This is a genomic window from Ensifer sp. (assembly GCF_035999135.1).
In the GTDB taxonomy this organism is placed as follows: domain Bacteria; phylum Pseudomonadota; class Alphaproteobacteria; order Rhizobiales; family Rhizobiaceae; genus Ensifer.
Map to the genome: position 1 here is coordinate 36,974 of NZ_DASYGZ010000168.1, position 20,625 is coordinate 57,598.

A 20,625-nucleotide genomic window follows, 5' to 3' on the forward strand; every position below is an offset into this window, starting at 1 on the left:
GCGGCCATGATGCTCATCAACAGCTTCATCATGTGATCTGCCATGCCGTACATCCTTGCCTCGGCTCCTTGAAACGAATGATGCCTCTGCAGTCTCGGCCCTGGAGCCGCACGTTGTAACGGAAGGCGCCGCCGTCATGGGCACTCAGCCTGCGCCAACATGGTTAACAAGACCTTAACAGAGCGGCAGTCATCCGCGTGGAAAGGACGTCCCTGACCGCCTATGCAAGACAAGGCTCACACAAGATCGAAACGGAATAACGGACGCATGAGGGGGCCTGAGCGTGCGGTTCCGCCGTGCCTGGGTCATCTGCGGCCCGACGGCGCGGGCGACGCGCGCACTGGCAGGCCGGGGCCCGCCCGCGACGACTGACCATGGAGAGGCGAGTGAGCCAGGTTAAGCTGAGTATCTGCATTCCGACCTACAATCGCGCAGCCTTTCTTGAAAAGGCGCTCGGTTACTTCGTCGACCTTTACCAGTTCTCCTACAAGTACGAGATCATCATCTCGGACAACGCGTCGACGGACGACACGGGCGCCGTGGTCGAGCGTTTCATCGCCAAGGGGCTGCCGATCCGCTATCTGCGCCAGGCGGAAAACTATGGGTCGGGCGCCAACGTCGTCTCCGCCTTCAGCCGGGCCACCGGCGAGTACGTTCTCTACCTTGCCGACGACGACATCCTCATCAACGACGGCGTGCGCGACGCGATCCGCTATCTCGACCTCAATCCGGAGGTCACCGCCTGCTACGCGCCATGGTATACCCATGACGAAGTGGAGGAGCGCGACGACCCGCCGTTCTATTCGGTGGCCAAGGACACGAAATTCAAGAAGCGGGATTTCGAACCGGTCTTCGACTTTCTGGTTGAAGGCCACGTCTTTCCGGAGATCGGCATCTATCGCACTTCGGCGCTGCGCTCGGCCTGGGTGCCGCGCAACTTCGCCTACTGGGCCTTCGCCTACCTCGCCCACTTCCTGGACCAGGGCGCGGTCGTCTTCCTGTCCAAACCCTTCTATCGCCAGGTCACGCGCTCCAAGATCGCCCGTGACCGACCGCAGGCCGGCCACGCGGACGTGCTGACCGCCTGGGACAGCTATCGCGGCGGCCTCGAGTATTTCCTTTACTCCGGCGCCAAACGCGGAGCCGTCCGGATAACGCCGGATCGACGCGCCTATATGGACGCCCAGGTGAAGGACTTCACCCTGGTCCGCATGACCGTGGCGCTGCGCATGTGGATACAGAAGAAGGACTATATTCGCGCCTATGAGCTCTATACCCGGCTCATGCTCGGCGGGTTCGAGCATCATCCCGAGCTGCAGCGCACGAGGGGCGTGCTGCCGCTGATGGTGGCCCTCCAGACCGTCATGTGGCACACCAACGCGGTCGCCGAGATCGATCGCCTTGTGCTGCACGGTGTCGAGGATCACGGAGCGATCGAGGAGTTGCTGCGGGACCTGGGCCTGCGCTCGCAGATCGCCGTCGTGCCGGCGACGACGCAGCTGACACCGGACGAGATCGCGCGCACCGCCGTGTTCGTCACGGTCGACAGCGACCGCAAGCACTACCTCCGCAAGGGGCACCTGCCGAACCTGGTGGTCAGCGAAAGCGATATTCTCAATCACGTGCTGATATGAAAAGAGAGAGGGCGCAACATGCGCCCTCGTTGTTCACAACGCCTTATCGTAAAGGGCGGCCGACCGACATGGCCCGGCCACGTCGTCCCCGCCTCACCGCATGCTTATTTCATGTTCATCTTGTTGCGCTCGATGCCGTTGTAGTACGCACCGTTTCGCGGCGGGGCGCCCTTGAAACCGGGCTTCGTGTTGCTGGCCACCTTCTCCTTGTTGCCGCCGTTAGCCGCAAAGGCCGGAGCGGTCCCACCTGCGGCGATCGTCGCCACCAAAAGAGTCGCCAAAGACAGCTTAGTGAATGTGCTCATTTTCTTGACCTCAGTTGACCACCACGGCCCATCATCCAAGTAGCGTGGCTTCAGATTGCACCGCATTTGATTGCGCAGCTCAGGTCCTCCCGCCGCCAAAATACGCAGATCTTGTGACCGACATGTAACGCAGGTGACAGCGCCAGAACCTCGGATGCGATAGCCACGAGGATGGGCAGGCCGCTCGCGATGAGCGGCGCGGAAATCCGTATGCCGGTCAATAACGTCAGCGTGTCGCGAGGCGCCCTTTAGCGGAAGAGCTGCAGAATGCTCTGGGCGTCGGCGTTGGCGATCTGCAGGGCCTGGATGCCAAGCTGTTCCTGTGTCTGCAGGGCCTTCAGGCGCGTCGAGGTCTCGTTCATGTCCGCATCCACCAGGCGCCCGACACCCTTGTCGATCGTGGCCACCAGCGACTTGGCAAAGGTCGTCTGCATGTCGATGCGCGACAGCAGCGATCCCAGTGCCGATGCGCCGTCGATCGTGCGCTGCAAAACCACCTCGATATACTGCAGATAGGAAGCGACCGACTGCGGGTTGGCGGCGATGTCGATGTCGAGGAAGTTCCTGCGCGCAATCGGCTCGATGTTCACGTCGATGTTGCTGAAGCCGATAAAGGTGCCGGCACCGTTCTTTCGATCGAAGGCCGGATCCGACTTGATCAACACGCCGCCCGAGCCGTTGTTCTCGATGATGGTGTTGGGGCGCGTGATCAGCGATTGCAGCAACATCACCATCTCGTCGGCCGTTTCGATCTTGCCGGTATCCTTGCCGAGAAGCGCGTTCACGTAGTTGCGGTCGAACGAATGCGTGCTTTGCGCTTCGCCGTTGACCGAGAAATTGTAGGAAATGGCGACGTCCTTGTAGACCTCGAAGGGCTCGAACGTCAGCGTGATCTCCGATCCCCGGGTGCCGAAACTGGCGTTGGGCGCAAGTCCTCCGGCTCCGCCGGTTGTCGTGTTGACGACGAGATTGGAGACCTCGACGTAAGAACCGTTGAGCCCGGAATTTTGCTGGGTCCTGAAGCCTATCTGGTTGATGATGGGTGGGTGGGGCGGATTGGGATGATTGTAGGTCAAGACGGCCGCTCCGGCTCCTGCCGTCGATACGGCATGACTGAGAACGGCTGCATACTGGGTGTAGTTCGAAATGATGCCATTCGCCGCGACGCCCAGCACCGTATCAACGGTCGTACGATCAATCGTGATCGACGTCGTCTTTCCAGGATGCAGCGGCAGCGACAGGCCTTGTGCGCTGCTGTCCATGTCGACCGTCACGTCAAAGGTGATCTCGTCGCCCGGACTGGTGAACGCGATCGGACCGCTGAAACTGAAGGTGAACTCGCCGGCAACGCCGGCCCTGTTGTTGTAGTTGCTGTTGACGGTGTAGCCGTCAACGTCGACCGCGGTGATGAAACGGATACCGCCGACAGTGCGCATGTCGCGCGTGTCGGCCTGCAGGATGCCGCCGCCGGTGCTGTTGAACAGCGACGAGTCTCGCAGGAAGAAGTCGGCGGTGTTCAGCGACACGCCGTTCCGGCCGTTGCGGGAAAACGACGAGACGACCGATGTCCGGTTGAGGTCGCTGTCATAGATGTCGGAAACCTCGGTCTTCAACCAGTTCTGGCCGCTGAAGCTCGACGAGTTGACGATGCTCAGCACCTGCTGCTTGAGCTGGTCGAGTTCCTTTTGCATCTTGGCCTTGTCGACGCCCGGTTCGCTCGCGGCCACCAGCCGCTTCTTGAACTCGCTCAGAATGCCGGCGACGGAATCCATCGCCGCGTAGGCGGTCTCCACCTTCGCCGCACCGAGCCCGAGCGCATCCTGAACGGCCGAGACCGCCTTGCTGTCGGATCGCATCGTCGTCGAGATCGACCAGTATGCTGCATCATCGGCAGCCGTGCGGATCCTCAGACCGGAGCTGACCTGCTCCCTTGCCTGGGCCATGCCGGAGTTGATTGTTCGCAGAGTCTGGAGCGCAGAAATCGCCCCAGCGTTCGTAAGAATGCTGACCATATTAGAGACATCTTAAAATTGAAAATTGCCCATCATGGGCCCTGTGATTGTGGCGATACAACCAAACAGATGGTTAACACCCGCTTAACAAAACGCTTTCCAACGACCTTGCGTTGCAAATATTGCGCCGGGCCAGGCTGCGCTTGACAAAAATTGCGGCGGGAGCGGCTACGCGCTGTGATAGGCGCGCGGCTCCCTTTCCGGAACACGGGAAACAGCAGTCGCGGTCGCAGGCGTGGGAGATGCGGGCACCGACGCGACATTGCCGGCGACCGGCGCGGCAGGTTTTATGAGATGGGCGACGGCAGGCGCTGGCTCGCCGGCACGGGGCGCCTGCGGCGTGACCGGGAACCATGCCTTCAGCGCATCGAAGTGGCGCTCCATCACGTGCCAGGAGACGGTGGCGACAAGTACGGTGACCGCACTCATGACCAGAAACGTCAACGGCCCTTTCTCGTAAAACATCGGCCATTGTTCCGCGACCAGCCACCAGAGCACCAGGTGGTAGACATAGGTCGCGTAGCTGACCCTGCTCAAGAACCGTGTGAGCGGATTGGCCAGCAGGCGTGCCGACACGCCCCTGTAGCCGATGTAGGAACTGAGAACGATCGATGACAGCGCGTAGATGCAAAGCAGGCGGTAGCCTTCCGAGCGGCCGAACTCGAAGCCGATCAGGAATGGCGAGGCGATGATTGCGACCGAAGCCAGATTGTTGAGCTTGCTGGTCAGAACCGCCCGCACGTCGATATTGTCCTTCGCCATGGCGAGAATGACGCCCGCCGCTACCGGATCGAAGGCAAAGACGATGCTGGACCAGGCGGAAAGGCCGAGTTGGTCGTGGTAGGTCCGGGCGATGGCGGATATTGCGAAGATGATGCAGTATGCCACACATATCTGGCGGCGGGTCAGCAGCAGGATGATCAGCGGAGCCGCGAGATAGAATTGCTCGACGATATTGAGGCTCCACAGGTTCGCCACGATCCAGGGCTTCCAGCTGGCATTCATCGCGAAGTAGAGGCTGGACATCTGAAACAGGTGCCATGGCAGGCTTTCCCTGATCCTGTCCATGTTGAACAGCGCGGCGACCGCCAGCATCAGAAACAGCGCCGGGAGCAGACGTAACGCACGCCGAATGTAGAAGTTGGCAACCTTGACCGTCGCACCGCTGTCTTTCGCCGAAAGCAGGATGACACCAATCAGGAAGCCGCTGACGATGAAGAACAGCGAAACGCGAACCGATTCGAGTGTGGGGTGCTCGTTCCAATAGTGGACATACAACACCCCGGTCATGGCGATCACGCGAAGCCCGTCGATCTGCTCCCGCCTGCCACCGCGCGCTCCCGCCGCAGTCATCTTCAAAGCCCCGCCGGATTAATAATTAACAATATCTACTTAAGTATATCCTTTGAGAGTACGCCGCTTTTTCGCACTTGTGAAGAGTGCCGGAAATTTGGGCATGTCCGTTACGCAACGGCTGAAGAATGCTGTTGGCAAGACCAGCTGATGACCACCGGTCGGAATCGGATGTGAAAGGCGCAGACGCCACATGATCGGCGACCAATTCACCGAGCTATCAGAACCAGGTTTTCCGTGAGAAAAATGGTGCCCGGAGGCGAGCCACCTGAAGTAGGCAAAATCAATAACTTACGCGAAGGCTGGACACTCAACCGTCCAGCCTTTTCATTATGTTTTTCCGCAACAGTGTCCAGCCAATAGGCCGAAGACTGATGCCGTCGATGCTGCTTGCGTTCTTTGCTCGGTCCGGAGCACTACTGCAAAGGATGGATGCCAGCAATGGCCGTTGCCAGGTCCTCCAATGCGAGATCGAAGTGCCTGCGGCTCCCATCGGTGCAAATTAGCGTGATGAAGGGATCATTTACGCCGAAAGTTGCCGTTACGTACTTTAAATCAGGCAATGTCTTCCCATTCTGTTTCGATGGCAGCGCAACAACCGCGCGTGGCTGAGCGTTTCGGCAAGGACAGAAGTCAAGGGAGTTCAAAATGAAGGCATTATCAACGAAGTCGGCTTGCTTATTGGTATGCGCTACCGTCGCCAGTTCACCTGTCTCAGGGTTTTCGCAGTCTTTTCAAAACCCACCTGTCATGACTGCCGACGCGGTCAACCAAGTTCCACAAGGAACCGTGATTACCAAGGAATTCGCGACAGTCCTGGCCGCTGACACCTATGTCTGGGGTTATGCCATCGTGAACGCATTCCATCGCCGCGCATCGTTTGCCAAGGCTCCCGAACCTGGCCTAAGCGGGGGGATTCTGCCGGTTGCGCCAATTGGTTACGTGTCCATGCTCAGCGGTTACATCTCGCCAGAGCAGCGGTGGGTGGCCCATCCCAACCAGGATGTGGTTTATGGCTTCGGCTATGGTGCGGTCGACAAGGACCCCGTCGTCATGCAAGTTCCCGACTTCGGTGACCGCTTCTGGGTCTATCCGGTTTACGACGCACGAAGTGACGAGTTTTCCAATCTCGGGAAGCTCTACGGAACGAAACCCGGTAACTACCTGATTGTCGGGCCGAACTGGAAGGGCGAGATTCCCGAGGGAATTACGGGCGTCCTGAAGGCACCGACCGATCTCATCGCCATGGGACCCAGAATTTTCATGGATGATACGGCCGAAGACTGGGAGGCCATTCAATCCGTCCTGAACCAGGTCGTCATCTATCCGCTCAGCAAATATGACGGCCAGAAGAAGACGGTGGTCTGGCGGGATACTCCGAAGTTTCCGGTCGAGCAATCCTCGGACTCACAGGGCGGCAAGGCGGCCGAAACGAGCTGGGTCAATCCCGAAACCTTCTTTGACGAGCTTCCTGATATTCTCAAGGATGTGCCCCCGCTTCCAGGCGAGCAGTCGCGCTACGCGATGATTACCGCACTGCTGGACGCGGCGAAGCGTGACCCCGATATCAAAGCGACAATCGTGGAAGCTGCAAAATCGGCAGACAAGGACATCATCGCTCCTCTATTCGCATTCCGCACCAACGGCGTCGCTTATCCCGGCGGATGGAATTCCGTGCCGAAGGGTGCCGACTGGGGTTACGACTACGTCAGCCGGACAGCCACCGCCAAATCCAACATGTATGTGAACCGCTTCACGGAAACGCGTTACTTCTTCCTCGAAGTCGACAGCGACGGCAAGCGGCTCGACGGCAAGAACGCCTACACGGTCACCTTTCCGAAAGACAAAATCCCTCCGGTTGATGGTTTCTGGTCGCTGACCATGTACGACCCCAACCACTTCTTCGCCCCGAACGACATCGAACGGTATTCCGTCGGAACGAAGAACATGAAGGCCATGTCGCTGAACGAGGACGGCTCGCTGACGGTCTACATCCAGCATACGTCGCCTGGAAAGGCCAAGGAGTCGAACTGGCTGCCGGCGCCGGATAGTGAGTTCGAAGTGACGCTTCGGACATACGGGCCGAAGCCCATCATCAATGAAGGCGGCTGGGTGCCGCCTCCGGCAAAACGGGAGAAGTGAGCAGCATCAACTGATCGGTTTCGGCATGAACCAGGAGAGCACAATGGATATTCGAAGAACATTTTGCGTTGTCACCTTGCTTATGGGAACTGCGCTTACTCAGAATGCCCGTGCGGACGGAAACTTCCCAGACCCGCTCGTATCCACGCCGCCAACGCCTGAGGTTATCCAGAAAGGCCTGGAAATCGATGGATATACACAGACGGTCAACGGCTACATCTGGGGCTACCCGCTCGTCAGGATGGAGCGCGTCATCCGCGATTACATCGACGTCTCCAAGCCGCAGCCTGACACGAGTTATCGTGCGCCACTGAACCAGATCGGCTGGGCCAAGGCGCTGGCGGACCCCGATGTCAAGGACATGCCGACGTCCAACAACGACACGCTCTATATGAGCGCCGTGGTCAACCTGACAGAGCCATATGTCCTCACTGTGCCTGACACCAACGACCGGTACTATGTCGTCGATGTCTTCGACATGTGGCAGGAACTTGAACACTATATCGGACGTCGAACCACGGGCACCAAGCCGGGCAAGTTTGCCTTGGTACCTCCAGGGTGGAAAGGCGAGTTGCCTGCCGATGTAAAGCGCCTTGACGTCAGTACCTCCAAAGCCTGGCTCTGGGGCCGCCTGCGGGTCAACGAAGGCGAAGACATGGCGGCAATGGCCGACCTGCAGAAGAAGTTCACACTGGAACCGTTGAGCGGCAAGGCCCATACCGGGGAAGCATTGCCGCCTCTGCCTGAGATCGGCGATGATCCGTTTGGCTTCTTCGTGCATCTGGCCGCAGCGCTCAAGGAGAACCCCGTAAAGCCGGAGGACGCCGCCCTCTATGGCCAGCTCGGCAGAATTGGATTGACCGATTCCGGCTTCGATCAGAGCAAGCTGCCGGAGGCGACACGCAAAGGCATGCTCGATGGTTTGAAGGATGGCCCGAGCGTCGCGTACTCGTCTCTCACCAGCAATGCGGTCATCCGCAATGGCTGGACCTGGGCAACGAGCCTCGACAATTTCGGCTACAAATATCCGCTTCGTGCCATGGTCGCTGGGCCTTATCTTGGAGGTCAGGGCGAGAAAGAGGCGATGTATCCGACGCGATCCGACGACAGCAATGGAAAAGCTCTGGATGGTCGCAATGGTAGCGTCTACGAGGTCAAGCTCGGTTCGGCACCGCCCGTCAATGCCTTCTGGTCACTGACCATCTACAAGGCGACAGACAAGCTGCTGGTCGACAATCCGATTGATCGCTACAAGATCGGTCCCACGACCAATGGGTTGAGAACCGCGCCTGACGGCTCGATCACGATCCTCATTTCCCATGACAAGCCCACCGGGGAAAATGCCGAAAACTGGTTGCCAGCCCCCGACGGCATATTCTCGCTGTTCCTTCGCCTCTACCAGCCATCCGCCGAAATCTTGGATGGGGCCTGGCCTCTGCCTCAGGTCGTCAAGGTCAAGTAGATCGCGCTGAAACCAATCGGTCAGAAAGAGACGTTTCCGAAGTGAATTTGTCGACGCAAGGCCAGATACCTGTTCAAATGACCGGAGTTGGCGCTTAGTTGCTGTCAGTGGCGAAGCGGTAGCTTTCGGAGGGGGCTACCGCGCTTGGTCAATGTGCGAGTAAAACACACCGCTTACCGACGGGATGGCGCCACGATCAATTAGTTATGGGTCGTGAAAATGTCACCCCGTTGAGTTGCAACAGAATATCTTAAGTCATGCGGCGAGCTTCGACACAGACGGCCCTACCAAAGATCGCTAATGTCACAGATTTCAGACGGCCGGTCCAATCAAGGTGGTGCAAGTTTTCTGGACGTTTAGGGCGAGAAACCACAACAAAATCAAAGGTTTATTTTAGTGATGGTGCCCGGAGGCGGATTTGAACCACCGACACGCGGATTTTCAATCCGCTGCTCTACCAACTGAGCTATCCGGGCATCCTGCCGTTTCGGGCAGCGGTTCCTTGCGGAACCCTCGGGGCGCTTGTTTGTGCCCCGGAAGCGAGCGGGGTTATAACATCTTGTTCGGCGGTGTCCAGCACCAAATGAAAGTTTTTTGACTGAAATCCTGTGGGCAGTCAAAAAAGCCGAAAAAACAAACGGATTCAGAGAGATCGCAGATGCGCGATCAAGCTTTTCGGCAATGCGGAGCGCTGGCGGTTGCCAAACAATCACGAACGAGCCTGAGCGCCGAGGCGCCTGGCCGTGACAGACTATCGAATTGGAAAAGATGCCGAGAATAAATGCGGCAGGCGGTGGACGCGGCGTCAGCGTTCGTCGTCGTCCGCCTTCGATTCGTCGTCGGCAACGGGGATGGCGTAGGAGCCGGAAAGCCAGCGGTTGAGATCCACGTTGCGGCAGCGGTCCGAGCAGAAGGGGTAGTGTTCGCGGTGCGACGGCCGTCCGCATTCCGGACAGGGGCGCGGCGCGCGCAGGGGCGCAACGTTCGATCCGCTTTTCTTGGTTTCTTCGCTCACCGGCGTCAGCCTTCCAGCCAACGATTGTGCACGTCATAGCCTTCGCCGACAAGCAGCCCCACGGTCTCGTAGAGCGGCAGGCCGACAACGTTGCTGTAGGAACCGACGAGCTTGACGACGAAGCTGCCGGCGATGCCCTGGATGCCATAGCCCCCGGCCTTGCCGCGCCACTGGCCCGAAGCAAGGTAGCTTTCGATGTCAAAACCGGAAAGCCGCTTGAAACGGACCTTGGTGTCGACGACCTTCTGGCGCAATGTCTTGTCCGGGGTAATCAGGCACACGCCGGTATAGACGCGGTGGCTGCGACCGGAGAGAAGATGCAGCGCGCTCGATGCCTCGCTGACCAGCTCCGGCTTCGGCAGGATGCGTCGCCCGACGCAAACGACCGTGTCTGCCGCAAGAATGTAGCTTCCGTCCCAGCCCGCTTCGCCCTTGATCGCCGCAAGGGCTGCCCGGGCCTTTTCGGCCGACAGGCGCCGTGCGAGCGAACGCGGGTGTTCGGCGCGCTTGGGTGTCTCGTCGAGATCCATCGGCATCAGGCGCGCGGGCTCGATGCCCGCCTGCGCGAGAAGCTCGACGCGACGCGGCGAACCGGACGCCAATATCAGTTTCTTGGCCACTGTCATCGGAACGCGGAAATGCTCCAGGAATTGCGGAGTGCGAGGTGCGGCTTACTTGAAGCGGTAGGTGATGCGACCCTTGGTGAGGTCGTACGGGGTCATTTCAACGAGAACCTTGTCGCCGGCAAGCACGCGGATGCGGTTCTTGCGCATGCGGCCAGCCGTGTGCGCGATGATCTCATGCTCGTTTTCGAGCTTCACGCGGAAGGTCGCATTCGGAAGCAATTCAGTGACCACGCCCGGAAATTCAAGGACTTCTTCTTTCGCCATGTAGGACTGTTCTTTCTATCTTTGATTAGGGAACCATCAAGTATCCCGAAAAATTTGCCGGAAACTACACAATCGACGAGGATTTGTGAACCGTCTAACGCCGGCTTTTGCGCTTTTGTGACGGCACCGACACGAGCCGGTGCATTTCGGTCAGCCGCCTAGGGTTTCTGGTGGTGATGCGGACCCACGAGCCGGTGGTTGATCAACGCCGACAGATGATCGCGAACGGCGCGATAGGCATCGACGATCTGCTCGCGCGTGCCGGCCGCAACGGTCGGGTCCGGTGTCGGCCAGTAGACCACGTCGACGGCCATCGAGCGAGTCAATTCGAGTGCCTTGTGGTGCGCCTCCGGCGCCAGCGTAACGATCAGGTCGAAGTAATCGTCCTCAAGCTCGTCCAGCGTGTGCGGCTGGTGCCGACCGATGCTCAAGCCCACCTCGGCCATCACCACGTCGACGAAAGGATCACGCTCGCCATGCCGCACACCGGCAGAAGCAACATAGGTCCCTGGAGGCAGTGCCGCCTTTGCCAACGCCTCGGCCATCGGCGAGCGGATGGCGTTCATGCCGCACATGAACAGGACGGAGCGGGGCATTTTCGGTTGCGTCGCCTCGCCTCCCGTCATGCCGGTCCCCGCCCTCATCCGCGCCAGTAGAGCACGCAGACCAGCGTGAAAAGCCGGCGGGCGGTATCGAAATCGAGCCTGATCTTGCCGGACAGCCGATCCATCAGGGTCTGCGAGCCCTCGTTGTGAATGCCGCGGCGCCCCATGTCGATCGCCTCGATCTGGCTGGGCGTCGCCGATCGGATCGCCTCGTAATAGCTCTCGCAGATCATGAAGTAGTCTTTCACGATCCGCCGGAACGGCGTCAGCGAAAGGATGTGGGTCGCCACGTCGCCGCCCTTTTCGGTGGAGATCGCAAAGACCAGCTTCGAATCCACAAGCGACAGATTGAGCTTGTAGGGCCCGCCTTGATGGCCGGCCGGCTCGAACAGGTTCTCTTCGAGCAGGTCGAAGATCGCAACCGCGCGCTCATGTTCCACGTCAGGGGTCGAGCGGCCGATGGTCTCGTCCAGAACGACATCGCAGAGGCGCAGATTGCGGTCCGCCTTCATCCAATATCCCCGAGATTGAGGCGAATGGCGACGGAACGCGCATGGGCCTCAAGGCCTTCGGACTTGGCCAGAACGATCGCCGCTGGCCCAAGGATCCGCAACTGCTCGGCGTCGAGACGCAGGATCGAGGTGCGCTTCATGAAGTCGAGAACGCCGAGACCGGAGGAAAATCGCGCCGAGCGCGCCGTTGGCAACACGTGATTGGAGCCGCCGACATAATCGCCGATGACTTCGGGCGTGTGACGCCCGACGAAAATCGCGCCGGCATTGCGGATCTTTTCGATCATCGGATCGGGATTGGCGAGCGCCAGTTCCAGGTGCTCGGCAGCGATACGGTTGGCAAGCGGCACGGCGTCCTCGAGATCGGGCACGAGAATGACGGCGCCGAAATCGCGCCAGCTCGCCGCGGCGGTTTCGGCCCGCGGCAAGGTTTTCAGCTGCCGTTCGACGGCGCCTTCGACCGCCTGGCCGAATTCCGCATCGTCGGTAATCAGGATCGACTGGGCACCAACGTCGTGTTCGGCCTGGGCAAGCAGATCGGCGGCGATCCAGTCCGGGTCATTGTGCCTGTCGGCGATGACGAGCACTTCGGAGGGGCCGGCGATCATATCGATGCCGACAGTGCCGAAAACCTGGCGCTTGGCGGCAGCCACATAGGCATTGCCCGGACCGACGATCTTGGCGACCGGTTCGATCGTCTCTGTGCCATAGGCAAGGGCTGCCACGGCCTGTGCGCCACCGATGCGATAGATTTCCTCGACGCCCGCGAGCCTTGCTGCGGCAAGCACCGCCGGATTGATCCTGCCGCCGGTTGCCGGCACCACCATGACGATGCGGGGCACGCCGGCGACCTTCGCCGGCAGCGCGTTCATCAACACCGAGCTCGGATAGCTGGCGGTGCCACCGGGCACATAGAGGCCGACGGCGTCGACCGCCGTCCAGCGCGAACCGAGGCCGACGCCCATGGCGTCCTCGTAGATGTCATCCTTCGGCCGTTGGCGGGCATGGTGACTTTCAATGCGGGTGGCTGCGACCTTCAGCGCGCCCAGCACCTCCGGCTCCACCTCCTGGATCGCCGCATCGATTTCGGCGGCGCTGACGGCCATCGGCGTTGCGGAAAAATCGATACCGTCGAAGCGTCTGGAGTAATCGGCAAGCGCCTGGTCGCCGCGACCACGCACATCGTCGACGATCGTCTTGACCACGGCATTGACGTCCTCGGACACCTCGCGCTTGGTCGTCAGGAATGACGCGAACTTTTGTTCGAAGTCACCATCGAGAGAATTGAGCCTGATTGCCAAAGGAGAAATCCTCGTATGCCTGTGTCGTTCGGGTCTGAAGCGCAGCGCGCCCTTGAAGGACGCGCCAAGGTCGCTGCACCACTCTGAAGCTTCTGCGTATCCTGCCCCCCGGATCGATGCTGATCCAAGCGACCTGCAGCAGCCCGCTCAAGCGCCTTCGGGATGCTTGGGCTTGAAAGCGGTTTCCCACGCGCCGCCGGTATCCGCAAGCTGCGTCTCGATGCATTCGACGTCAAGCGCGATCGAGGCGTCGCCGGCCAGAAGCAGCTCGACCGTGCCCTCGGGCGCTTCGCCGCGCACGGTAAACTTGAGCGCCAACAGGGCCAGAACCGCCTCGTTGTCGCGCCGGTCGAAGCCGACGGAGCGCACCGCATTCACACGCTTGAACAGAAGAAGTGCGCGCCGGCGCTCGAAGGAACGGCGCTTGCCTTCGGCCGTCTCCCAGACAAAGCGGTTGACGACGAGCGAAAACTGCTTGCGGCGGGCATCGTAATCCAGGCCCGAAACCTTGAACACGGCGTCCTGGACGTGGGCAGACACAATCGCGAGATCTTCCTCGTCGAGCGCCAGCAGCTTCAATCCACTCATGCCGTCCATCCCTTTCGTTTCGCCGCACATCCTGACGTGCCACAATTGAAATGGACATAGGACGTTGCGCCTGAAACCGCAACGGTATCAGGCGCAACCGGTCAAATCAGTCGCTGACGCGCTCGACATGCGCGCCGCAGCGGGTGAGCTTCTCTTCCAGCCGCTCGAAGCCGCGGTCGAGGTGATAGACGCGCGAGACCATGGTTTCGCCTTCCGCGGCAAGGCCGGCGATCACCAGCGACACGGACGCGCGAAGGTCGGTCGCCATGACAGGCGCGCCCTTCAGGCGGCTGACACCCTCGATCTTGGCCGTCTGGCCGGAAAGCGAGATCTTGGCGCCGAGACGGGCGAGCTCCTGCACGTGCATGAACCGGTTCTCGAAGATCGTCTCGGTGATGTGCGACGTGCCCTTGGCCATGGTCATCAGGCCCATGAACTGCGCCTGCAGGTCGGTCGGGAAGCCCGGGAAGGGATCGGTGACGATATCGACGGGCTTGATGCCTGCGCCGTTGCGCACCACGCGGATGCCGCTGTTGGTCGCGGTGATCTCGGCACCGGCGCGACGGATCGCTTCGAGCGCCGTGTCGAGCAGCGCCATGTCGGTGTCTTCAAGAATGACGTCGCCGCCGGTCATGGCAACGGCCATCGCATAGGTGCCGGTCTCGATGCGGTCGGGCAGGACGCGGTGACGGGCGCCGGACAGCGATCGCACGCCCTCGATGGTGACCGTCGCAGTGCCCTGGCCGGTGATCTTGGCGCCCATGGCGTTCAGGCAGTTGGCAAGGTCGACGACTTCGGGCTCGCGTGCCGCGTTGCCAAGCACCGTGGTGCCATTGGCAAGCGTCGCCGCCATCATCAGCACGTGGGTGGCGCCGACGGAAACCTTGGGAAACGTATAGCGCGCGCCGATGAGACCGCCGGCGGGTGCCGTCGCGTTGACGTAGCCGCCGTCGATCTCGATGTTGGCGCTGAGCGCCTGCAGACCCTCGATGAAGAGGTCGACCGGACGCGTGCCGATGGCGCAACCGCCCGGCAGCGAAACTCGCGCCTTGCCCTCGCGGGCGAGCAACGGACCGATGACCCAGAAGCTTGCGCGCATCTTCGAGACCAGCTCGTAAGGCGCGGTGGTGTCGACGATGTTGCGGCAGGTGAAGTGGATGGTGCGGGCGTAGCTTTCGCCCTGGCGCTCGCGACGGCCATTGACGGAGATGTCGACGCCATGATTGCCGAGGATGCGGATCAGCTGCTCGACGTCGGCCAGATGCGGCACATTTTCGAGCGTCAGCGTGTCGTCGGTCAGAAGCGACGCGATCATCAGCGGCAGGGCCGCATTCTTGGCGCCCGAAATCGGGATGACGCCGTTGAGCTTGTTGCCGCCTACAATCCTGATGCGATCCATGAGGCCTCTTGAACGGGCTTGGCCCGCCTTTCCAAAATAATCCGGTGTTGTCTGAAGGCGCCTCTTTAGTGGAGATGCCGCGAAATTAGAAGTACCTTGAACGGCGCACATCCCCGCAAGCGCAAAGGTCGCCGCAACACATCAGTCGATCTCCTCGGATCCGTCCTGATCCGGGAAACCATGCCTTGGACGTCAGACAGCCCCCGCTGCCTGCAATGGAAAGTCGGCGGAAAACGCCGCCGCTTCCCCGTACTAATCTTGGGAATCGTCCGTTTTTGCGGCAGGAAGGCCGCTGACCTCATCGGCTGCACCCGAACGGCGCGCCCGCATCTGCTGCTTGCGGCGCATGAGATTGTCGCGCAAGTTCCTGGCAAGACGCGCCTTTTTCAGGTCCGCCTCGGTCGTGTCCTTTTTCTTTTCCTTACGCGCCTTGCCATCCGCCTGCAGCCCATCGGGCGCCGGCACGGCATTGCCGCCATCTTTATCGTCTGTTTGCATGTCCCTGCCTTAGCGCAAAACCAGGGCCTTCGGAAGCGCCGAGGACTTTTCTCACAGCTCTTCACGAAAAACTTCGAAAACCTGCTTGCACTCCCCGTCCAGCTATGGCAATAGCCCCCTCGCTTGATGCGGCTGACACACGAACCGGCCGCGAGATGCTGCTATAGCTCAGGGGTAGAGCACTCCCTTGGTAAGGGAGAGGCCGAGAGTTCAAATCTCTCTAGCAGCACCAGTTTTCTCTTAAAGAAATCAACAGTTTGCCCAGAAATCAATGGGTTAGGCTTTCGTTTGTTCCAGCGCACTGTTACAGCGGAGCCATGAACGACATGCCTTCTCACACTCGTCTATTCCGTCGCGGCAGCGTTTGGTGGCACCGAGGACCGATCCCGCGTGACATCCGAGATACGTACCCGAAGACCGAAGAAACGTTCTCCCTTAAGACGTCAGATCACAAGGAGGCACTTCGGCGCCTTCCTCGGGCAATGGCCGAAGTCCTGGAGCGTTTCGATGAGCACCGCAGAATGCTCGCTCGGCAGCAAGAGCCAGCGTTGCTGGAGCTTACACCGGAACAGCTCAAACACATTGAGGACGTGTACTACTGGCACCTGATGGATGAAGATGAAGAGGTGCGACTAGATGGACTGGACGATGCCGGTTTCGAAGAGCTGAACAGTCTCATCGATTTGGCGGATGAAGTTGGACGCTACGAGCTTGCCCGGGGCCAAATGTTCTCACCTTTCACAGAGAGCGAAGCTGCTGAGGTCCTGACTTGGTCCAACGTAGACCTCAAGCTCGACAAGGCTTCGCCCAGTTGGCCAAGGCTCTACCGGGCAATCCAAACAGCAACCGTGAAGGCGGCAGAGGCCAGGCGCCAGCGTAGCGAAGGCTCACCCGTGGAAACTCCACCGGAGCCGCGAGCCAACAAGCCAGCAGAGAGACATCTGGCATCGACGCTGATTGGAGAGTGGGTCGCGGAGAAGAGCCGCGCGAAAGGCGGCTGGACCCCAGCAACGGCCGCAGCGAACAAGCTCTGGGCTGAGCGCTTTGTCGAAATGGCTGGTGACCATCCAATAGACGGCTACAGCAAGGCGGACGCACGAGAGTTCAAGACCGCCCTGCTCTCGCTCCCGCCAAACTGGACCAAGATCAAGGGCCTTGAGAAGCTCGCCATGAAAGAGGCGGCTAGACGCGCCATGGAGCTGAACCGGGAGCCGATGTCGGGGAAGAACGTCAACAAGGTGCTGGGCTTCGTCAGGGCGTTCTGGAACTGGGCGAAGGCAAACTATGACGTGCCCAGTAACCCCTTCGACGGCCTCAACGTCAAAATCAGCGGCAAAGCTCGTGACGAACGGCAGCCGTTCACCGTGGCCGAACTATCCGCGATCTTCAAATCGCCGATCTACACGGGCTGTCAGAGCGTCCGTTATCATAACAGTCCAGGCGACCTGATCCCGTACGACAACGGCGTCTACTGGGTCCCTCTCGTCGGTCTATTCACAGGTTGCCGCTCGGGCGAGGTCATTCAGCTCCGAACCGAGGACGTGAAGACCGAAGGGGGGATCGCCTACATCGAAGTCACTGACGACGGCGAGGACCTGAGCGTCAAGAACAGCGGCTCGCGTCGTCGCATACCGGTTCACAGAATGCTCAAGGAGATCGGCTTCCTTCGCTTCGCCGAACGACAGCGGAAGCTCGGACACAAACGGCTGTTTCCCGACTTCCCGAAGGCAAAGGACGGCACCTACTCCACGGCCTATTCGAGGAAATTCAGCAATCTGCTGAAGGCGCTGGAAGTAAAGCACGACAAGATTTCGTTCCACAGTTTCCGCCACACCTTCGAGGACGCTTGCCGAAACAGCCGTATCCCGCTTGATTTCGTCAACGCTCTCCAGGGACACGCTCAGCAAGGCATGGCGGGGCGCTACGGGAACGGGCTCTATGGACTGAAGCTTCTCAGTGAGGAGATGGAGAAGCTCCAATACGATGGGCTCGACCTGTCGCATTTGATCGAGAAAAAAGCCTGAGTTCCGGCTTCGGCTGGTCATCGGTTGACGGCGACTGATCGTTCTTGCAGTGTCGTCATCACACCTTGGGCAAGTCCTTTCCATTCCTTATACATTCCACAATTGGGCATCATGGCTGCAGACCTCAAGACGATCTCCGACAAGCTCTGGACAACTGCGGACAAACTCCGCGCCAACTCAGGCATTCTCCCCGCCGAGTATGCCCGGCCCGTGCTCGGCCTCCTATTCCTACGTCATGCCGATGAGCGGTTCACCGAGGTCGAGGCGAAGCTCGCGCCACGTGAAGGGTCGCGCATCCGACCGGGCCCGGAAGCGTACAAGGCCGAAGGCGCTATCTTCCTTCCGCCCGAGGCTCGGTTCTCATTTCTGCTCAGTCTTCCTGAAGGTTCGAACCTTGGCCGTGCCCTGACGACTGCTATGCGTGAGATCGAGGCTAAGAACCCGGAATTGGCAGATGTCCTTCCCAAGACCTATCAGTCGATCCCCGATGACGTTCTCGTTGAACTACTCCGCGCCTTGAAGCCGCTCAAGATTGCCGGTGACGCTTTTGGCCATGTCTATGAGTATTTCATGGGCAACTTCGCCAAGGACACGATGCAGAAGGGCGGCGAGTTCTACACACCGTCGTCTATTGTGCGGCTGATTGTCGAAATTCTCGAACCTTACCACGGGCGCATTCTCGATCCTGCCTGTGGTTCTGGTGGCATGTTCGTGCATTCGGCGGATTTCGTGAAACGGCATCAGAAATCTCCGGAAAAAGAGCTGTCGATCTATGGGGTCGAGCGCACCAGGGAGACTTGGCGTCTGGCTCAGATGAACCTTGCCGTCCATGGTCTTTCCGGAAAGATCCTCGACGCCGACACCTATCGCGATCCGGTCTTTGAAGAGGTCATGCCGAAGAAGAACGACAAGGGACGTTATGAAGGTCCCGGCGGCTTCGACTTCGTCATGGCGAACCCGCCTTTCAACGTGAAGGAACTGGACAAGAGCAAGCTGCTGGACGCCGCCAACCGCTTTCCGCACGGCGTCCCGACGGCGGATAATGCGAACTACCTCTGGATCCAGTTTTTCTGGTCGCGCCTGAACGAGACAGGCCGCGCCGGTTTCGTCATGGCTAATTCCGCAGCCGATGCCCGAGGAGTGGAACAGGAAATCCGTAGGAAGCTGATCGAAAGCGGTAGCGTGGATGTGATAGTCTCGGTCGGGCCGAATTTCTTCCTGACTGTCACGCTACCCTGCACTCTCTGGTTCTTCGATAAGGGCAAGGCGAAAGGACCACGGGCTGATGAAGTGTTGTTCCTTGACGCCCGGCACCTCTTCCGCCAGATCGACCGCGCCCACCGCGACTTCACCCAAGAGCACATCGAGGCGCTCGCTAATATTGTACGCATCTGGCGCGGCGAAGAGCCGGAGTTCTTTGCGCAATCCAAGGGGTGGCTGCAGGAGCGCTTCCCGGGCCTGATCTATGGTGACGTTGCCGGACTTTGCCGTAGCGCCAGCCGAGCTTACATCGAAGGACAAGGCTGGTCGCTCAACCCGGGGCGCTATGTCGGCGTCGCAGCGGGTGAAGAGGATGACGAGGATTTCCGCGAGAAACTGGAGGAACTCCACGAGGAGTTGGAAATCCTTGATATTGAGGCAGCCCGATTGCAGTCGGCGATAGCACAAAATCTGGCGGAGGTGCTGAATGGATGACGGCCGCTGGCAAGACTGTGTATTGGGGGACTTGATCACCCTTCAACGTGGGTATGACATTACGAAAAAAGCTCAAAGTGATGGCCCTTACCCAGTGGTGTCTTCGTCTGGCCCGACGTCAACCCACATCGCCTTTACTGACGCGGGTCCCGGCGTCGTCATTGGTCGCAAAGGAACTCTAGGTAAGGCATTCTACGTCGATGGTCCCTATTGGGCGCATGATACGACGCTTTGGGTGAAGGACTTCAAGGGCAACGACAGGAAATTCGTGTTCTACCTCCTTAAGTCTATGAATTTGGCTGCCTATGATGTTGGCTCATCAAATCCCACGCTGAACCGAAATCATCTTCACTTAATTTCGATCAGAGTGCCCATCCAAGTAGATAGCCAGCGCCGCATCGCCAATGTTCTTTCGACCTATGACGAATTGATCGAGGTGAACCAGCGGCGCATAGCGATCCTTGCGGAGATGGCGCGGCGACTGTTCGATGAATGGTTCGTCCGGTTCCGTTTCCCCGGCCACGAAATTGTGCCCATGGTAGAGACAGAGCTAGGAATTTTGCCGGACGGATGGGACTTGGAGACTGCCCGAAACGCGTTGTCTTACACAGGCGGCGGCACTCCTTCCAAATCTGAGACGAGCTATTGGCAGAACGGAAGTGTGGCGTGGTTCACGCCGACCGATCTAACAAGAACAGGACGAACATTCCTCGACAGTTCATCTCTCATGATCACCGAAGCCGGTTTAGCCAAAAGCTCAGCGCGTCTGTTTCCTCCGTTTTCAATCATGATGACGAGCCGTGCGACACTTGGCGTCTTTGCTATCAACACGACACCGGCGACGACGAACCAAGGCTTCATCACCTTTATCCCGGGCGGTCGAACACCTCGTTACTTCCTCTACCACATGCTAAAGCGAGAGTTCCCTCGCATGGAAGCAGTGGCGAGTGGAGCTACCTTTAAAGAGATTACAAAGGGTGCCCTGGGCGAACTGATGTTTGCATTGCCTCCCGAACACCTTGTGCAACGGTTTGAGAGACTTGTTACGCCGCTGATGGAGCAGGTGGCTGTGATCTCTCGTCAGAGTGATCGTCTTCGCGACGCCCGCGATCTACTTCTGCCCAAATTGATCTCCGGCGAGATTGACCTCTCGACAGCGGAAGAGAAATTCGCAGAGGCTGCGGAATAGC

At 59.5% G+C, this 20,625-nt stretch carries 18 protein-coding genes and 2 tRNA genes; 7 read left to right on the plus strand and 13 right to left on the minus strand.

The genetic code is table 11. From position 1 onward, the window contains the following. Positions 1–386 precede the first annotated feature (386 nt). On the plus strand, positions 387–1,634 hold the full coding sequence (locus VGO12_RS21835) for a glycosyltransferase family 2 protein (RefSeq protein ID WP_327514842.1): 1,248 nt from the start codon (positions 387–389) through the stop codon (positions 1,632–1,634). A 104-nt stretch (positions 1,635–1,738) separates the two neighbouring features. On the opposite strand, the gene VGO12_RS21840 is transcribed toward VGO12_RS21835, so the two are convergent. The 3 genes from VGO12_RS21840 to VGO12_RS21850 form a co-directional block, all read right to left on the minus strand. Next, positions 1,739–1,939, minus strand: coding sequence for a hypothetical protein (locus tag VGO12_RS21840; protein ID WP_327514843.1), 201 nt, complete (start codon positions 1,937–1,939; stop codon positions 1,739–1,741). Positions 1,940–2,187: 248 nt separating this feature from the next. Next, the gene (locus tag VGO12_RS21845) at positions 2,188–3,951 is read right to left on the minus strand and encodes a flagellin (protein ID WP_327514844.1); all 1,764 of its coding nucleotides are present in this window, start codon (positions 3,949–3,951) and stop codon (positions 2,188–2,190) included. 168 nt (positions 3,952–4,119) lie between these two features. Beyond that, entirely contained in the window at positions 4,120–5,304 is a 1,185-nt protein-coding gene (locus tag VGO12_RS21850) for an acyltransferase (protein ID WP_327514845.1), read from the minus strand. A 648-nt stretch (positions 5,305–5,952) separates the two neighbouring features. On the opposite strand from VGO12_RS21850, the gene VGO12_RS21855 reads away from it, so the two are divergent. Beyond that, positions 5,953–7,446 carry a DUF1254 domain-containing protein gene (locus tag VGO12_RS21855; RefSeq protein WP_327514846.1) on the plus strand — a complete coding sequence of 498 codons (1,494 nt, stop codon included), beginning with the start codon at positions 5,953–5,955 and terminating at the stop codon, positions 7,444–7,446. Positions 7,447–7,489: 43 nt separating this feature from the next. Then, positions 7,490–8,908: a DUF1254 domain-containing protein gene (locus tag VGO12_RS21860; protein WP_327514847.1), complete on the plus strand. Its 1,419-nt coding sequence runs from the start codon at positions 7,490–7,492 to the stop codon at positions 8,906–8,908. A 400-nt stretch (positions 8,909–9,308) separates the two neighbouring features. Here VGO12_RS21860 and VGO12_RS21865 read toward each other — a convergent pair. The 10 genes from VGO12_RS21865 to VGO12_RS21910 form a co-directional block, all read right to left on the minus strand. Next, a tRNA-Phe gene (locus VGO12_RS21865) sits at positions 9,309–9,384 on the minus strand. A 329-nt stretch (positions 9,385–9,713) separates the two neighbouring features. Beyond that, on the minus strand, positions 9,714–9,923 hold the full coding sequence (yacG, locus tag VGO12_RS21870; protein WP_327514848.1) for a DNA gyrase inhibitor YacG: 210 nt from the start codon (positions 9,921–9,923) through the stop codon (positions 9,714–9,716). Between the two features lie 5 nt (positions 9,924–9,928). After that, on the minus strand, positions 9,929–10,549 hold the full coding sequence (locus VGO12_RS21875) for a Maf-like protein (protein ID WP_327514849.1): 621 nt from the start codon (positions 10,547–10,549) through the stop codon (positions 9,929–9,931). Between the two features lie 45 nt (positions 10,550–10,594). Next, positions 10,595–10,813 (minus strand): translation initiation factor IF-1, encoded by a 219-nt coding sequence (gene infA / locus VGO12_RS21880; protein WP_004435948.1) that lies wholly within the window; start codon positions 10,811–10,813, stop codon positions 10,595–10,597. A 158-nt stretch (positions 10,814–10,971) separates the two neighbouring features. Then, on the minus strand, positions 10,972–11,439 hold the full coding sequence (locus VGO12_RS21885; protein WP_414650760.1) for a low molecular weight phosphatase family protein: 468 nt from the start codon (positions 11,437–11,439) through the stop codon (positions 10,972–10,974). A gap of 14 nt (positions 11,440–11,453) precedes the next feature. Next, positions 11,454–11,930 carry a UPF0262 family protein gene (locus tag VGO12_RS21890; protein ID WP_327514851.1) on the minus strand — a complete coding sequence of 159 codons (477 nt, stop codon included), beginning with the start codon at positions 11,928–11,930 and terminating at the stop codon, positions 11,454–11,456. Next, complete coding sequence (hisD, locus tag VGO12_RS21895; RefSeq protein WP_327514852.1) at positions 11,927–13,231, minus strand: histidinol dehydrogenase; 1,305 nt, start codon at positions 13,229–13,231, stop codon at positions 11,927–11,929. The genes VGO12_RS21890 and hisD overlap by 4 nt, the downstream gene beginning before the upstream one ends. A 147-nt stretch (positions 13,232–13,378) precedes the next feature. Next, positions 13,379–13,819, minus strand: coding sequence for a DUF2948 family protein (locus VGO12_RS21900; RefSeq protein ID WP_327514853.1), 441 nt, complete (start codon positions 13,817–13,819; stop codon positions 13,379–13,381). Positions 13,820–13,925: 106 nt separating this feature from the next. Next, complete coding sequence (gene murA / locus VGO12_RS21905; RefSeq protein WP_327514854.1) at positions 13,926–15,218, minus strand: UDP-N-acetylglucosamine 1-carboxyvinyltransferase; 1,293 nt, start codon at positions 15,216–15,218, stop codon at positions 13,926–13,928. Between the two features lie 252 nt (positions 15,219–15,470). Further along, positions 15,471–15,716 carry a hypothetical protein gene (locus VGO12_RS21910; protein ID WP_327514855.1) on the minus strand — a complete coding sequence of 82 codons (246 nt, stop codon included), beginning with the start codon at positions 15,714–15,716 and terminating at the stop codon, positions 15,471–15,473. Between the two features lie 157 nt (positions 15,717–15,873). Here VGO12_RS21910 and VGO12_RS21915 point away from each other — a divergent pair. The 4 genes from VGO12_RS21915 to VGO12_RS21930 all read left to right on the plus strand — a co-directional run bounded on the left by VGO12_RS21915 (position 15,874) and on the right by VGO12_RS21930 (position 20,624). Next, positions 15,874–15,948: transfer RNA gene (locus VGO12_RS21915), tRNA-Thr, on the plus strand. 94 nt (positions 15,949–16,042) lie between these two features. Further along, positions 16,043–17,740: a site-specific integrase gene (locus tag VGO12_RS21920; RefSeq protein ID WP_327514882.1), complete on the plus strand. Its 1,698-nt coding sequence runs from the start codon at positions 16,043–16,045 to the stop codon at positions 17,738–17,740. Positions 17,741–17,851: 111 nt separating this feature from the next. After that, positions 17,852–19,435: a class I SAM-dependent DNA methyltransferase gene (locus VGO12_RS21925; RefSeq protein WP_327514856.1), complete on the plus strand. Its 1,584-nt coding sequence runs from the start codon at positions 17,852–17,854 to the stop codon at positions 19,433–19,435. Then, positions 19,428–20,624 (plus strand): restriction endonuclease subunit S, encoded by a 1,197-nt coding sequence (locus tag VGO12_RS21930; protein WP_327514857.1) that lies wholly within the window; start codon positions 19,428–19,430, stop codon positions 20,622–20,624. The genes VGO12_RS21925 and VGO12_RS21930 overlap by 8 nt, the downstream gene beginning before the upstream one ends. Position 20,625 lies beyond the last annotated feature (1 nt).

Excerpts from the sequence above, each read along its gene's own strand:
- VGO12_RS21840 (WP_327514843.1), bottom strand. The coding sequence starts at position 1,939 with ATGAGCACATTCACTAAGCTGTCTTTGGCGACTCTTTTGGTGGCGACG.
- VGO12_RS21890 (WP_327514851.1), bottom strand. The coding sequence starts at position 11,930 with ATGAAGGCGGACCGCAATCTGCGCCTCTGCGATGTCGTTCTGGACGAG.
- VGO12_RS21855 (WP_327514846.1), top strand. The coding sequence starts at position 5,953 with ATGAAGGCATTATCAACGAAGTCGGCTTGCTTATTGGTATGCGCTACC.
- VGO12_RS21850 (WP_327514845.1), bottom strand. The coding sequence starts at position 5,304 with ATGACTGCGGCGGGAGCGCGCGGTGGCAGGCGGGAGCAGATCGACGGG.
- VGO12_RS21875 (WP_327514849.1), bottom strand. The coding sequence starts at position 10,549 with ATGACAGTGGCCAAGAAACTGATATTGGCGTCCGGTTCGCCGCGTCGC.
- VGO12_RS21925 (WP_327514856.1), top strand. The coding sequence starts at position 17,852 with ATGGCTGCAGACCTCAAGACGATCTCCGACAAGCTCTGGACAACTGCG.
- infA (WP_004435948.1), bottom strand. The coding sequence starts at position 10,813 with ATGGCGAAAGAAGAAGTCCTTGAATTTCCGGGCGTGGTCACTGAATTG.
- VGO12_RS21900 (WP_327514853.1), bottom strand. The coding sequence starts at position 13,819 with ATGAGTGGATTGAAGCTGCTGGCGCTCGACGAGGAAGATCTCGCGATT.
- VGO12_RS21860 (WP_327514847.1), top strand. The coding sequence starts at position 7,490 with ATGGATATTCGAAGAACATTTTGCGTTGTCACCTTGCTTATGGGAACT.
- VGO12_RS21920 (WP_327514882.1), top strand. The coding sequence starts at position 16,043 with ATGCCTTCTCACACTCGTCTATTCCGTCGCGGCAGCGTTTGGTGGCAC.
- VGO12_RS21845 (WP_327514844.1), bottom strand. The coding sequence starts at position 3,951 with ATGGTCAGCATTCTTACGAACGCTGGGGCGATTTCTGCGCTCCAGACT.
- murA (WP_327514854.1), bottom strand. The coding sequence starts at position 15,218 with ATGGATCGCATCAGGATTGTAGGCGGCAACAAGCTCAACGGCGTCATC.
- VGO12_RS21910 (WP_327514855.1), bottom strand. The coding sequence starts at position 15,716 with ATGCAAACAGACGATAAAGATGGCGGCAATGCCGTGCCGGCGCCCGAT.
- VGO12_RS21930 (WP_327514857.1), top strand. The coding sequence starts at position 19,428 with ATGGATGACGGCCGCTGGCAAGACTGTGTATTGGGGGACTTGATCACC.
- VGO12_RS21885 (WP_414650760.1), bottom strand. The coding sequence starts at position 11,439 with ATGACGGGAGGCGAGGCGACGCAACCGAAAATGCCCCGCTCCGTCCTG.